The 12,825-nt window shown below is 66.0% G+C and carries 13 protein-coding genes; 6 read left to right on the top strand and 7 right to left on the bottom strand.

The genetic code is table 11. The features are described 5' to 3' along the window. Positions 1-5 precede the first annotated feature (5 nt). Positions 6-1,319, bottom strand: coding sequence for an HlyD family secretion protein (locus tag I6F12_RS01675; protein ID WP_225155361.1), 1,314 nt, complete (start codon positions 1,317-1,319; stop codon positions 6-8). A gap of 191 nt (positions 1,320-1,510) precedes the next feature. On the opposite strand from I6F12_RS01675, the gene I6F12_RS01670 reads away from it, so the two are divergent. Together I6F12_RS01670 and I6F12_RS01665 are read left to right on the top strand one after the other, a co-directional pair. Continuing rightward, on the top strand, positions 1,511-2,146 hold the full coding sequence (locus tag I6F12_RS01670) for a TetR/AcrR family transcriptional regulator (protein WP_036003459.1): 636 nt from the start codon (positions 1,511-1,513) through the stop codon (positions 2,144-2,146). A gap of 41 nt (positions 2,147-2,187) precedes the next feature. Continuing rightward, positions 2,188-2,529 carry a DUF6665 family protein gene (locus I6F12_RS01665; protein WP_036003457.1) on the top strand — a complete coding sequence of 114 codons (342 nt, stop codon included), beginning with the start codon at positions 2,188-2,190 and terminating at the stop codon, positions 2,527-2,529. An 18-nt stretch (positions 2,530-2,547) separates the two neighbouring features. Here I6F12_RS01665 and I6F12_RS01660 read toward each other — a convergent pair whose 3' ends face one another. Both I6F12_RS01660 and I6F12_RS01655 read right to left on the bottom strand, forming a co-directional pair. Further along, positions 2,548-3,129, bottom strand: coding sequence for a histidine phosphatase family protein (locus I6F12_RS01660; RefSeq protein WP_225128350.1), 582 nt, complete (start codon positions 3,127-3,129; stop codon positions 2,548-2,550). Between the two features lie 100 nt (positions 3,130-3,229). Next, on the bottom strand, positions 3,230-4,447 hold the full coding sequence (locus tag I6F12_RS01655) for an extensin family protein (protein ID WP_225155360.1): 1,218 nt from the start codon (positions 4,445-4,447) through the stop codon (positions 3,230-3,232). Between the two features lie 95 nt (positions 4,448-4,542). Between I6F12_RS01655 and I6F12_RS01650 the strand changes: the two genes are divergently transcribed. Then, positions 4,543-4,722, top strand: coding sequence for a hypothetical protein (locus tag I6F12_RS01650; RefSeq protein WP_225155359.1), 180 nt, complete (start codon positions 4,543-4,545; stop codon positions 4,720-4,722). A 192-nt stretch (positions 4,723-4,914) separates the two neighbouring features. On the opposite strand, the gene I6F12_RS01645 is transcribed toward I6F12_RS01650, so the two are convergent. Further along, positions 4,915-5,811: a DUF2147 domain-containing protein gene (locus I6F12_RS01645; RefSeq protein ID WP_225155358.1), complete on the bottom strand. Its 897-nt coding sequence runs from the start codon at positions 5,809-5,811 to the stop codon at positions 4,915-4,917. A gap of 194 nt (positions 5,812-6,005) precedes the next feature. On the opposite strand from I6F12_RS01645, the gene I6F12_RS01640 reads away from it, so the two are divergent. Continuing rightward, complete coding sequence (locus I6F12_RS01640) at positions 6,006-6,782, top strand: DUF2147 domain-containing protein (protein WP_225155357.1); 777 nt, start codon at positions 6,006-6,008, stop codon at positions 6,780-6,782. A gap of 153 nt (positions 6,783-6,935) precedes the next feature. Beyond that, entirely contained in the window at positions 6,936-8,357 is a 1,422-nt protein-coding gene (locus I6F12_RS01635; RefSeq protein WP_225155733.1) for a FecR domain-containing protein, read from the top strand. A gap of 216 nt (positions 8,358-8,573) precedes the next feature. Here I6F12_RS01635 and I6F12_RS01630 read toward each other — a convergent pair whose 3' ends face one another. Together I6F12_RS01630 and asd are read right to left on the bottom strand one after the other, a co-directional pair. Beyond that, positions 8,574-9,161, bottom strand: coding sequence for an NUDIX hydrolase (locus I6F12_RS01630; RefSeq protein ID WP_225155356.1), 588 nt, complete (start codon positions 9,159-9,161; stop codon positions 8,574-8,576). A gap of 64 nt (positions 9,162-9,225) precedes the next feature. Next, positions 9,226-10,089 carry an archaetidylserine decarboxylase gene (asd, locus tag I6F12_RS01625; RefSeq protein ID WP_225136832.1) on the bottom strand — a complete coding sequence of 288 codons (864 nt, stop codon included), beginning with the start codon at positions 10,087-10,089 and terminating at the stop codon, positions 9,226-9,228. Between the two features lie 35 nt (positions 10,090-10,124). Between asd and I6F12_RS01620 the strand changes: the two genes are divergently transcribed. Beyond that, the gene (locus tag I6F12_RS01620) at positions 10,125-11,789 is read left to right on the top strand and encodes an aminotransferase class III-fold pyridoxal phosphate-dependent enzyme (RefSeq protein ID WP_225155355.1); all 1,665 of its coding nucleotides are present in this window, start codon (positions 10,125-10,127) and stop codon (positions 11,787-11,789) included. 306 nt (positions 11,790-12,095) lie between these two features. Here I6F12_RS01620 and I6F12_RS01615 read toward each other — a convergent pair whose 3' ends face one another. Next, positions 12,096-12,755 carry a membrane protein gene (locus I6F12_RS01615; protein WP_025034507.1) on the bottom strand — a complete coding sequence of 220 codons (660 nt, stop codon included), beginning with the start codon at positions 12,753-12,755 and terminating at the stop codon, positions 12,096-12,098. Between the last annotated feature and the right edge of the window lie 70 nt (positions 12,756-12,825).

The following is a 12,825-nucleotide window of genomic DNA, read 5'->3' as shown; positions in this document are numbered from 1 at the left end:
CGTCCCTACTGCGGATGGACCGCGGTGGGATGGTCGAGGTCGACCTCGCTGTCGGCGTCGGCGGCGCCCTTGTTGGTGTCGACGGTGGCGTAGACCGACATGCCGGCGCGGAGCAGGTTCTGCTTCGCCACCGATTTGGGCACGCGAATGCGGACCGGCACGCGCTGCACGATCTTGGTGAAATTGCCGGTGGCGTTGTCGGGCGGCAGCAGCGTGAACACCGAGCCCGCGCCCGCCGCGATGCTGTCGACCACGCCGGAGAACTTGCGCATGCCATAGGCATCGACCTTGATCGTCACCGGCTGGCCGGGACGGATGCGCTTGAGCTGCGTCTCCTTGAAATTCGCGTCGATATAGACCTCGTCCAGCGGCACGATGTTGCCGAGGCGCTGGCCGACCGCGACGAAGTCGCCGGTGTTGACCAGGCGGTTCGAGAACGTGCCGTTGACCGGTGCGCGCACCGCGGTGAAGCCGAGGTCGCGCTCGGCCTTGGCCAGCGTGGTCTTGAGCTCGGCAAGCTGGGCCTGCGCTTCGGCCTGCTGCGCCCTGGCGACGTCGACATTGCTGACGGCAACCTCAAAGGCGGCCTTTGCAGCCTTGACCGCGGCGGCGCCCTGGTCGCGTCCGGCCTCCGAGCTTTCGAAGGTGGCGCGCGAGGCAAAGCCCTTGCTGCTCAGCGCCTGCTGGCGCTCGTAATCGAGGTCGGCGCGCTTGAGGCCCGCTTCCGCGGAGACGAGCTGCGCCTTGGCCTGGGCGACCTGGCTATCGAGTGCGGCGACCTGGCGGCCGATGCGATCGATGGTGGTCTGCTGGGTCGCGATCTTGGTCGCGGCGGCTTGGACCGCGATCCTGTAATCGCCGTCGTCGATGCGGAAGATGATGTCGCCGGCCTGGACGGGCGTGTTGTCGCCGGCGAGGATCGCGGAGATATGGCCGGCAACGCGCGCGCCGAGCATGGTGTTGTTGGCGCGGACATAGGCATCGTCGGTCGAGATGTAGAAGCGGCCGACCAGCGTGTAATAGCCGGCATAGCCCGCAACGGCGAACGCGAGCGCGAGGCCGAGGCCGGTCAGGACGAATTTGCGCTTGCCGGATTTGGGCGCAGCGGCGGCGGGCGCTTCCGCCCCGGGTGCCGGCGGCTTGTCGGTCACCGGACTCTCCGGCGCCTCGCGGGTCGGACGCTTCGCCTCCTCGGCGACATGAGGGCGCAGTTGCTCGGCAGGGAGTGCGGATGCCTCGGAGCCAGGATCGCCGCCCGCCTGGCCCTCCACCGCTTCCTGGCGAAGGACGCGAGCCGTCTGGTCTCTCGATGCGGCCATCCAGGCCTCCCCACAAACGCAACCGAGGGCGCCCGCTGTTGCGGGCGGTCTCCTCGCTACATCTCAAATACCATTGACCGAACGGTTCGGTCAATATAGAGATTATGTCCTGCAGACCTTAATGCCGCGAATCCTTCGTTGGCGTTTCATGGCCCTGATCCGAACCAAAAAGCTTCCGAGACCCTAAACCAATGGTTGTAGCTGCCGGCGAACAATTGCACATCGTCCCGGACGAGGACAATTCCAAGCGCCGCCAGATTCTGGACGGCGCCCGCAAGGTGTTCATGGATCTTGGCTTCGACGGCGCCAGCATGGGCGAGATCGCCCGCGCCGCGCAGGTCTCCAAGGGCACGCTCTACGTCTATTTCGCCGACAAATTCGCGCTGTTCGAAGCCATCGTCGAACAGGAGGCGCTCCAGCATGGCCAGGTCGTGTTCAGTTTCGATCCCGAGCGCGAGGCCGAGACCACGCTGAAGGAGTTCGGCCTCGCCTATCTTCACCTGGTCTGCCGCCCCGGTGGCGGATCGGCGATCCGCACCGTGATGGCGATCGCCGAGCGCATGCCGGATGTCGGCCGCCGTTACTATGCGCGCGTGCTGGACAAGAGCATCAACCGCCTCTCCGACTATCTCAAGGCCCGTGTCGCCTCGGGCGATCTCGCGATCGACGATTGCGATCTCGCCGCCTCGCAGTTCATGGAGCTCAGCAAGGCCTCGCTGTTCCTGCCCTTCGTGTTCCAGGCGGCGCCCGCGCCGTCGGAACAGCGCATGAGTGCGGTGGTCGAGAGCGCAACGCGGATGTTCCTGGCGGCGTATAAGGCGAAGTAGCCGCGCGTTGCGCCTGTGGGCCGGGCGGCTATATTGCGGCCATGTCTCGTGATCTTCGCCCGCCGGTCGACATCCTCCACTACGAGATCGTCCAGGAACAGGCTTCGGCGCTTGGACGGATGGGCCGCGCCCTCGAACAGAGCCTGTCGCGCTTGCGCGAGTTCGACGCCGCCCACGCAGCGACCGATGTGCCGGAAGCGATGCAACCGGCCAGGCGCAAGCTGGTGCTGGAAGCCGGCCAGGCGCTTTGGATGTTCGTGGTGCAACGCGAGGCGTCCGGCTTGCGCGACAGCCGCCACATCATGCGCACCTACAACGTCCCGGGTGAGGTGCAGCGCTGCATGGGATTGGCACCGGCGCCGCGGAAGCCGGCTGCGGGGTGAACTCCGGCTCGGCTGGGATCAAATTTCGATGTCTTCCATTGCGCGCCACCCGTGAAGGACGCGCCGCCCCTCCCGCGCGAACGCAAAGCAGTTGCCACCGCCGGCGGGCTGATCGTGGATGCGGGCGATGGGGTGGCCCGCAATGTGGCAAAACAGCAGCGTGCCGACTGCGCCGTGGCCGACGAACAGGACGTCGCCGGGACGATGTCGCGCCAGCACCGCCTCAGCCTCGCGCACGATCCGCGCCTGTGCATCCGCGGCACGCTCCCAGCCGCGCACGCTGAGATGAGGCGCGGCGAAGAACTGGTCGGCGACGGCTTCGAACTCGGCCGGCTTCAGGAAGCCGGTCGCCGAACGGTCGTTCTCGTGCATGGCCTCGCGGATCTCGATCATCAGTCCGAGACGAGCGGCAATGATCTCGGCGGTCTCGATCGCCTTCCGCTCGCCGCTGGCGACGATCTGCGTCGTGCTTGCAAGCCAGCCTGCATTCGCCAAGGCTTCGGTGCGCGCGCGACCGACCGGGCTCAGGCCCCATTGCGGCACCGGCACATCGGGATCGATTTGCACCTGCGGGTGGGTGAGATAGCGGACGATAGACATTGCCTTTGACGCGATCGTAGCCCGCATGGAGCGAAGCGGAATGCGGGGACAGTTTTTCCCGGATTGCGCTTCGCTCCATCCGGGCTACTGGCAAATCGGGCTATTCGTCGATGTACTCGTCGTCTTCCCGCTTGTGCATCGTGCTCTTGCGCGCACCGAGCGAGCCGGTCACCGACGGCTCGCGCCCGCTCGCATAGGGTCTGCGCGACTGCGCGCGCGAGGCGACCTCTTCGCCGGACACTGCGGCGGGCTGGCAGATCAGGCGGCGGCTAGCGCGGCGCATCAGATCGACGTGGATGTGATCGTAGTGAAAGACGTTGGAGCCCGGCGCCAGCACGGTGGTGAAATGCGCGCAGGCCCCAGCCTGCACGTCGCGCAGGAAGCCCTGCTCTTCCGGCATGCCGCGCCAGCCGTCCTTGATGGTGACGCGGCGGCCGTCCGCGAGCACGAAGGCGGAAATGTCGAGGGCGTTGCCGAAGGCGTGCTCCGAAATATGGGCCCGCGAATTGCCGTTCATGCCACGGCAGGAATAGGCGGAGATCTGCTTGATCTCGGCGACGCGTACGCCGAACCAGCGCATCGCCGAAGGCTGCACCGTGTCGGCGAGCCAGCGGTCGAGCTCGGACACGATCGGACAGGCGAGCGTCGCCGTCGGCTTGATTGCGACCGGACCGACGGACGTGACGGGATTGCCCTGCGCAGGTCCAAGACGCGGCAGCGGCTGCTGTGCCGGCGCCTGCGAGTAAGGCGCCGGACGAGCCGGATAGCTCGGTGCGTTCATGTAGCGCGCCGCACCCGCCGCATCGGTGCCCTCCGGCGGCAGATCGATCTCGTCCTCCTGCGCGGCCACGCCGGGTGCGTTGAGCGACATCGGTCCGGTCGAGGTGCCGTAGCCGGTGGGCTGGCGCACCGCGCTCTCGGGATAGTTCGAGCGCTGCGGATAGGACGATGCCGGATAGGACGATGCCGGATAGCCTTGGCTCTGCGGATAATTCGACTGCGGCTGCACCGGCCAACGCGGCTGGTTGCCGATGCTGCCGGGCGGGCGCAGCGCCTCGTCGGCAAAGCCATAGGTGCCCGAGGCTTCGCCGATGGCGGCGACCTTGAGCGGAAATTCGGCGCCGCAGCTGCCAGGCCCGGAGATCGGGTCGATGCGGACGATGTCCGCACTTTCCTTGACTGCGCCCGATTTCAGGCATGCGGCTTCCGCCTCGGCCCGCCACGGTTCGCGTTCGGCCTGGAAGAAGCCGCGACCGCAACCCGCGAGCGAAACAAGGACGATGGAGCCGACGAGATACAAACGAACTCCGCGCGTCATGCACGCACGTTCGGTGAATTTACTTAAAGACTCTTCAACGTGTTGATTTCAGTGTTCTTTAACCATACCGGGCGCGGCGGCACCGGTTGCTGCCGATGACGAGCGACAGCGAGCCTGACTTTTTCGAAAAGAGACTTTCTGTTAACCATAACGGCTGCGCGCCAAGCAGCGCGCACGGAGGGAGCGACCTCATGACGTTCGCCGGCAGACTGAGCGTTATCACCGCCTACCTCGCCATGGCCTTCGTCGGCGCCATCGTGCTCGGGATGATTTAGAGGGCTGATCAACACACCGCGGCCACTTACCCTCCCCTGGATGGGGAGGGTCGATCGCGCGCAGCGCGAGCGGGGTGGGGTGATCTCTCCGCGCGGGCAGTTGCTCCGTGGAGAGACCGTCACCCCACCCCGTCTCACATTCCGCTGCGCTTCATGTGAGCCGACCCTCCCCCTCCAGGGGAGGGTAAGAAATTACGACCGCGTGCGCGAGGGCTGCGATGAGGCGGTGATCTCCTCCCTTGGCCCATCGACCCGCGTCCAGTCGTTGCCGGAGCACCAGAAGCGGCCGAGCGCGCAGGCTTCAACGCGCAGCTTGCCTGAGCTCTTCAGCGTCATCGTGGCGTAATAGGTGTTGCCGCTGGAGCGGCTGTAGATGCTGCCGGTCCAGACATTGTGCTTCTTCGGCTTCATGTTGACGAGCACGCTCTCGCCGCGACCGGATGCTTCACTGAGCGCGTAGCCGCACAGCGCAGGTCCACAGCGCTCGATGCGGACCGTGCCCTTGGCGCCGGCGCTCTCCCATTCGCCGAGCGGCGCATGGCTCTCGTCAGCGCTGATCTGCGCCACCGCTGTGGTCTGATTGATCTCGGCGCCCGGGACGATGACCGGCGGCTCGATACGCTGCGGCTCGAGCGCGGCGGTCTTCGGTGGATCGATGCGCTCCAGGTCAACCCGGGGCGGGCCGTGGCTCATCGTCTCCAATCTCGAAATCTCCAAGCTTGGCGCCGGCGGTGCAACGGGCTGCGAGGTCGCCGCGGCAAGGACGGGAGGCGCAGGTGCCGGCACCACCACCGCCGCTTGGGGGGACTTGACAACTGCCGTCGGACAAGCCGGCTGCGGCGCCTGGACCGCCGGCGCGGGCGCGGGCTGCGCGGCTCGTGCCATGCCGACATCGTCCGTCGGCCTGAGGCTGCGCCTGGAGGCTACCGTGATACAGGATGCGGATCGGCAATTGCGCGGCGCCTCGACATGGAACCGGTTGCCGCCGATCGAGAACGTGTAGGAGCCGGCCTGCGCCGTCGGCGCGATCGCCAGCAACGCGATCGATGTGGCAAGCCAGGTGGCAAGCCGGGTTGCAAGCCGCTGCATCTGCGTTTCCCTCGTGTCGCGACGACGTTACGCAGCGCAGGCGCGGCTGAATGTGCGCTGCATCACCCAGGCGGCGTTCGCTCGTTGTGACTCCCGTCACAGAACGCCCGACCCCCGCGGCGTAGGGTCGAACCACGCTTCATCCACCAGCGACTTCGGTCCATATCGGGACCACGCCATCTTCGGAGGTTGTCATGAACAAGCTCTCCATCGCCGCCACCGCCCTCTTCCTGGCTTCGACTGCCGCCGCGCATGCCGGCAATTCGATCTCGTTCCAGATCGAGGGCCAGCACATCCGCATCGAGACGCCGCGTAACTGCGCTTCGCTCAATTGCGTGACCATCGTCGCGCCGGGCCTGTCGGACAAGCCGATCAAGCTGAACAACATCAACCTCAAGGGCCTTGGCGGCTCCAAGGACGATGACGACGACACCACGCCGGCTCCGGCGCCCACGACGGCGCAGCCCACCCCGGCTCCGGTGCAGCAACAGCCCGTGCCGCAAGCGACTGTGCCGGCCGCGCCAGCCCCGTCCGCTGCCCCAGCCGCGACTGTTGCCGCCGCTCCTTCTGTCGGCTTCGACAGCTCGCAGCCTGCTCCTGTTGCTGCGCCTGCCCCTGTTGCCGCTCCCGCGCCCGTCGCCGCGGCTCCCGCGCCGGCGCCGGTGGCCGCCGCGCCCGTGGCCGCAGCGAACTCGCCGATCGGCATCTGGGCGACCGAAGAGAACAAGGGCAATGTCCGCGTCGAGCAGTGTGGCGCCAATCTCTGCGGCTATGCCGAGAAGACCAATGAGCGCATCCTGATCAACATGAAGCCCGAAGGATCGAAGTGGAGCGGCCGCATTCGCGATCCCAACTCCGGCCGCAATTACGACTCCACGATCTCGATGAAAGGTCCGAACGTGATGCGCGTGCAGGGCTGCGCCTTCGGCGGCATGTTCTGCGGCGGCCAGACCTGGAAGCGCGTGAGCTGACACGCGGAGGGCGTCGGCTCCCACACACGCACACTCTGCATGATGCCCGGGTTTGTCCCGGGCATCATGCATGTTCATCCGCCATTCAGGTCGCCCCGGCTGAAATCGGCTGATCTCACCTCGCGTTCTTCCCGGAACCTCCTCGTGACATCAATGCTGGCTTGGCGCCGCCTCGCATTCGCGCTCGCCCTGCTGGCCTTGCCGCTGGCCGGTGCAGATGTGGCTCGTGCATCCGAGCCCATCGAGCTGGCACAGGCGCAGCTGCAAGCCCAGCCAACGCCAGCGCCTTCACCTGCGCCTTCGGCCACCCCGACACCCTCCGCCGATGCGCAGCCCGCTGCGGTCGAGCCGATCGGCAACGTCGCGACCGTGACGGGGATCGCGACCGTCATCCGCGACAAGAATTCCTATCCGCTGCGCGTGCGCGACGACATCTATCTCAACGACATCGTGCAGACCTCGTCGAACTCCTCGCTCGGCATCACCTTCAACGACGCCACCACGTTCAACCTCTCGGCCAGCGCTAAGATCACCATCGACAATTACGTCTATGACGACAGCGGCAAGCAGAATTCGGCGATCTTCGACGTCGGCAAGGGCACGGTTGCCTTCGTGGCGGCCGCGGTGGCGAAGACGGGCGACATGAAGATCACGACGCCGACGGCAACGCTCGGCATCCGCGGCACCACCGGGGTCGTCGACGTGCCCGAAGGGGCGGCGGCGAACAGGGCGCGCAACGTCAACATCAAGCTCTATCCCGACGCAGACGGCCGGGTCGGCCACATCGATGTCGACGACCGCACGAGTGGCGCGCGGCTCGGCGCGCTGACGCAAGCCGCGAGCGGCTTTGCGATCCGCCCGGGCGCAGCCACGGCCGGCGGCATGCACTTTGCTGCCGTGCCGATCACGATTCCCGCGCAGCAGATCGCGCGCGACCGCGGCTTCGTCGGTCAGGTGCATCTGGCGCAGACCGCGGGGCGCCAGATCGTCATCGAGCAGCGCGACTTCCGTCGCGCCAATCCGACTGCGCTCAGCCGCATTCCGCGGCCGGCACAACCGCCGCAGCAGCAACAATTGCGGCCGACGACGACCCCAGGGCAATTGCCGCAACGGCCGAACGGCCAGCCGCGTCCGGATAACCGTCCGGGTCAGCAGCAGCCGGGCACACCTAGCCGGCAGGGACTACAGCAAGGCGTGCAGCCGCCGCAGCGGCAGGGACAAGGACAACACGGCGGCACGATCCGGCCGGGCACGCCGCGTGTCGGGCAGCAGCAACACTTGCAACCGCAGCCAGCCCAACCGCAAGGTGCCGGCCGTTCACGCGCACCGCAGAGCCTGCCGCAGCGTGGTGGACAGATTCAGCCCGGAGGAATCGTCCCGCCGCAACTGGGCGGGACACAGCAAGCCGGTCCGCAGCAGCCATTGCCGCGCACAGGATTGCAACCGGGCCAGCCTGCGGCTCAACAACAGGGTATGCAGCGCCCCGGCGGCTTCCAGCCACGCCTGCCCGCCGCGCAACGTCCCGCAGTTCCGCGCAGACCCGCGCCCGCGCCGGAGGAGAAAGGGCGGCGATGACCTGCTCTCTCCCGTCATTGCGAGGAGCCCTTGCGACGAAGCAATCCAGAGTGCCTCCGCGGGAAGACTCTGGATTGCTTCGCGAAGCCTGTCATCGGGCCGCGCATTGCGCGGACCCGGTGGCTCGCAATGACGACTCGGAGGAAGCGGCGCGCTCTGGCACGCAAATCAGCTCGCGGACCTTTCCAAACTCACAACCGGCGCGGCGACGCAGACTCACGCTTCGCCGCGTAGCCAGGCCTTCACCTTCCGCAACAGGCCATGCCGCAACTCATCGACGGAAGCTGCTTCCGCTTGTGTCAGCGTCTGCAATGATGCATCGATGTCGTCTTTCGCCAAGGGCGACACCGGCTCGGAAACCTGCTTCGGCTCCGGGGCGGACAGAGGCGCCAGCCCCGCCGCCGCAAGCGCGATCGGTCCGATCTGAGTCAGGAAGACGCGTTCGTATTCGCGCGACAGACGGGCGATCGCGTCGTCCAGCGTCAGCCAGTCGACCGCCTTGATGTCGTTCATCAGCTTGCGGACCGGCCCGCCGTCGGCCTCCATCCGCCAGAAATGCACGACCTTGGAGCGCCCGCCGGACTGATAGACCAGCGTGCCCAGGAATTCGTGCACGGCGACGTCGTGGCCGGTCTCCTCCAGCACCTCGCGGTGCGCGGCTTCCTTCGGCGTCTCGCCGTCGTCGAGCTTGCCCTTGGGCAGGACCCATTCGTTGCGCTTGCGCTGGCGCACGACTGCAACCAGCGGCACCAGCCCGCGCCGCAACACAATACCACCCGCCGCCAGGACCGGCGCCCGCGCCATCGTCAAATCCGTATCAAATCGTCCCCGCCCGAGGATATAGGCGGCGGGGACGGCGGATTGAAGGCTACTTTCTTCTGAGCAGCGCTTGACCGGCGCGAATGCGCGTGCCCTCGGCAATGCCGTCGCAGAAGGAGAAATCGCCGGGCGCGAGGATGATGATGGTCGAGCCGTGCTCGAACCAGCCGAGCTCCTCGCCTTTGCTCACGTTGACGTCGCAGGGAAAATTGACCGGGCCGCGGGTCTGCGCGCTCAGCACCATGTCGAGAAAATGCAGGCGGATGCTCGCGACCAGGATCGCCGCAACCGGCACCAGCGTCACCGCTTCGCCGGTCGACAGATGCGTGCGGATCACCGCGCGCTCGTTTTTGCAGAACAGACGCTCGACGCGCTTGAGCGCGATCGGGTTGACGTTCCAGACATCGCCATGGATCAGCGTGACCCGCTCGATGTGCGCGTCATAGGGCGCATGGAAGCGGTGATACATGCTCGAGGTCAGCCGCAGCGTGACGAAAGAGCCGTTGCGGTGCTGCTCGACCAGCGCGGAATCGCCGACGAGATCGAGCAGCGAATAGGGCGCGCCCTTGACTTGGAACAGTTCGGTGTCCGCGATTTTCCCGTGAGCGCCGACGATGCCGTCCGAAGGGCTCGCCACCACCGCAGGATCGGGATCGAACGGCCGCAGGCCCGGCTTCAGCTCCCGGGTGAAGCAGTCGTGCAGGCTGCTGAACTGCGTCTTGCGCGCCTCCGACAGATCGAGGTCGGAGAACAGCTTCCACAGCGCAATCGAGAAATCCCGCACCAGGGGATTCTCGATCTTGGAGAACCAGCCCATGAAGCGGGTCAGGGCCGCGCGCGGGATGCGGTTGGTCAACAGGAAGTTGAGGTCTTCCTGCTGGGTGAAAGAGGCGATGAGGGCTTTGACTGTCATGAATCTGTCAGCTCACAGGTTTAGCGCTTGTTGTCATGGAAACGACACTCCCGATTCTCTCGATGTCCGTGGCCGCCGCAGCATCCGCTGCTGCCGTCCTCCCGAAGATCAAGGCACGGGTCGAACTCTCCCGCGCCAAGCACCGCTCGCTCGCCGGGCACTCCAAGATGTCGCGCCGGGTGGCGCGGCTGCTCCCATTCTACGAGTTTAGCGGTGATCAGTATTTCGGCTGTGACGGCGCGCCGGCGAACATCGTGGCCCAACGCAAAGAGGCCTTCTTCCGTCTCGCCAGGCTTTACGCCGAGCGCTACCCCAGGGGACGGGCGATGACGAAGGAAGCGGCCGAGACGATCTCCGACCTCAACTTCACCGAGAGCTACCGCGTGCCGTTCCAGTTCTCGCGTCTTGTCCGCGAGCATCTGGGCACCTCGACCTTCATGGAATCCTCGCGCGGCGTCACCATCACCGACGTCGACGGCAACACTGCTTACGACCTCACGGGCTCCTACGGCGTCAACATCTTCGGCAACGACTTCTACAAGGAGTGCATCGAGGGCGCCGAGAAGCGCGCCCATGCGCTCGGCCCCGTGCTCGGCCCGTACCATCCCGTCATCCTCGAGAATGTGCAGCGGCTTTGCCAGATCTCGGGCCTCGACGAGGTCTCGTTCCATATGTCTGGCACCGAGGCCGTGATGCAGGCAGTGCGGCTGGCGCGCTACCACACCAAGCGCACGCACCTGGTTCGTTTCGCCGGCGCTTATCACGGCTGGTGGGGCGACGTGCAGCCCGGCGTCGGCAATCCCATTCCTGCGCATGAGACCTATACCCTCGCCGAAATGTCGGAGAAGACGCTGCATGTCCTGCGCACGCGCAAGGACATCGCCTGCGTGCTGGTCAATCCGCTGCAGGGGCTGCATCCCAACGCCAACGCGCCCGGCGATTCCTCGCTGGTCGATTCCTCGCGCGGCGGCAATTTCGATCGCACGGCCTACACCGAGTGGCTCACGAAGCTGCGCGAGGTCTGCGGCCAGCGCGGCATCGTTCTGATCTTCGACGAGGTCTTCGTCGGCTTCCGTCTCGCCGCCGGCGGCGCCCAGGAATATTTCGGCGTCAAGGCCGACATGGTGACCTACGGCAAGAGCCTCGCCGGCGGCCTGCCGGTCGGCGTGGTCTGCGGCAAGAAGGAATTGATGCGCCGCTTCCGCGACGACCGTCCCGCCGACATCTGCTTCGCCCGCGGCACCTTCAACTCGCACCCCTACGTCATGACGGCGATGGACGAGTTCCTGAGCCGCCTCGCCAGCCCGAATTTTCGCGCCGTCTACGACAACCTCGATGCCACCTGGAACGGGCGCGTCCAGAAGCTCAACCAAATGATGGAAAGCGCCGACCTGCCGGTGCGCTTCGCCAACTTCTCCTCGATCTGGACGGTGAAATACACCACGCCGTCCCGCTACAATTGGATGCTGCAATATTACCTGCGCGCCGAGGGCCTGGCCTTGAGCTGGGTCGGCACCGGCCGGCTGATCTTCAGCCTCAACTACACCGACGCCGACTTCACCGAAGTCGCCGACCGCTTCGTCCGCGCTGCGCAGAAGATGAAGGCCGACGGCTTCTGGTGGCACGATGGCGTGCTCACCAACAAGCAGATCAAGCGCCAGATCCTGAAAGAGATGCTGGCCAAGCGCTTCGGGCGCTGAGGCTTTCTGACACTTGGCCCCGATCACCGCTCGCCCTTCTCCCTCGCCCCGCTTGCGGGGAGAGGGTCGGGGTGAGGGGGACTCTCCGCGCGTGCGGTGAGCATTGACGCACGACCATCTGGCAGCATCCCCGCGGAGAGTCCCCCTCACCCGAATTTGCGCTCCGGGCAAATTCGACCTCTCCCCGCACGCGGGGAGAGGTGAAGGAAGCACCGCGTTCGCAGCCCCCAACACGTGGATGCCCGGCACAAGGCCGGGCATGACGTAGCCATCAGACATCGGAGCCTGTCGCGTGCGCCGCGCGCTTCAAGCGTGCTGCTCTTCGAGCACGGGCTCGTCGATGAAGCCCAGCGTGTGCTCGGGATTGAGGTGCAGGCCGGGATCCATCAGCTCGCCGCGCATCAAAGCGAGCGGAGCACCGCGATAGAGCATCAAATCGTGGAACGGATCGGTCAGGATCTTGGTCATCCAGACGAGGCCGGTCTCGACGTCGCGGATGAAGAACAGGTGCACGGTGCGGAACAACAGGCCGCCGCCGCCGACCACGAGCCAGATCTTCGCCACCTGCCGCATGAAGTCGGTCGCGCTCTGCCAGGGCGTGAAGATGCCGAACAGGGTGGGATCGACGACCAGCACCAGCGGCGACAGCGCCCAGATCGCCATCAGCACCACCTTGCGCTGCAGATTGTAGCCGACCTTGATCTCTTCCTTGTACTCGTGCGTCGCCTGATTGATGTGGTCGTAGGTGTGCGGCTCGAAGAAGAAATGGCCGGCCTGGCGCGAGGTCATCGACACCAGCCAGCCGACCAGCGCGGAGACGACGGGATCGATGAACAGCCAGACATAGGCGAACAGGAAGCTCAGCGCGCTGACGAAGTGCAGGCTCTGATTGATGCGGCTGTGGTGATAGTAGCGATGGTCGTCCCAGCGCTGGATCCGCAGCTGCTCGAGATAGTTCTTGATCATGCTCATCCCCAAAATGCTTTCGGGTTCAGGATTTACAGAGATTCGATGTAGGCCGTGTGACATCATCATT

It is taken from the genome of Bradyrhizobium sp. IC4059 (assembly GCF_020193615.1).
GTDB classification, from domain to species: domain Bacteria; phylum Pseudomonadota; class Alphaproteobacteria; order Rhizobiales; family Xanthobacteraceae; genus Bradyrhizobium; species Bradyrhizobium yuanmingense.
This window is presented reverse-complemented; position numbering and strand designations above follow the sequence as displayed.

Bases quoted from the DNA above. Each gene is read 5' to 3' on its own strand.
- I6F12_RS01675 (WP_225155361.1), bottom strand. From the start codon at position 1,319: ATGGCCGCATCGAGAGACCAGACGGCTCGCGTCCTTCGCCAGGAAGCG.
- I6F12_RS01670 (WP_036003459.1), top strand. From the start codon at position 1,511: ATGGTTGTAGCTGCCGGCGAACAATTGCACATCGTCCCGGACGAGGAC.
- I6F12_RS01665 (WP_036003457.1), top strand. From the start codon at position 2,188: ATGTCTCGTGATCTTCGCCCGCCGGTCGACATCCTCCACTACGAGATC.
- I6F12_RS01660 (WP_225128350.1), bottom strand. From the start codon at position 3,129: ATGTCTATCGTCCGCTATCTCACCCACCCGCAGGTGCAAATCGATCCC.
- I6F12_RS01655 (WP_225155360.1), bottom strand. From the start codon at position 4,447: ATGACGCGCGGAGTTCGTTTGTATCTCGTCGGCTCCATCGTCCTTGTT.
- I6F12_RS01650 (WP_225155359.1), top strand. From the start codon at position 4,543: ATGACGAGCGACAGCGAGCCTGACTTTTTCGAAAAGAGACTTTCTGTT.
- I6F12_RS01645 (WP_225155358.1), bottom strand. From the start codon at position 5,811: ATGCAGCGGCTTGCAACCCGGCTTGCCACCTGGCTTGCCACATCGATC.
- I6F12_RS01640 (WP_225155357.1), top strand. From the start codon at position 6,006: ATGAACAAGCTCTCCATCGCCGCCACCGCCCTCTTCCTGGCTTCGACT.
- I6F12_RS01635 (WP_225155733.1), top strand. From the start codon at position 6,936: ATGCTGGCTTGGCGCCGCCTCGCATTCGCGCTCGCCCTGCTGGCCTTG.
- I6F12_RS01630 (WP_225155356.1), bottom strand. From the start codon at position 9,161: ATGGCGCGGGCGCCGGTCCTGGCGGCGGGTGGTATTGTGTTGCGGCGC.
- asd (WP_225136832.1), bottom strand. From the start codon at position 10,089: ATGACAGTCAAAGCCCTCATCGCCTCTTTCACCCAGCAGGAAGACCTC.
- I6F12_RS01620 (WP_225155355.1), top strand. From the start codon at position 10,125: ATGGAAACGACACTCCCGATTCTCTCGATGTCCGTGGCCGCCGCAGCA.
- I6F12_RS01615 (WP_025034507.1), bottom strand. From the start codon at position 12,755: ATGATCAAGAACTATCTCGAGCAGCTGCGGATCCAGCGCTGGGACGAC.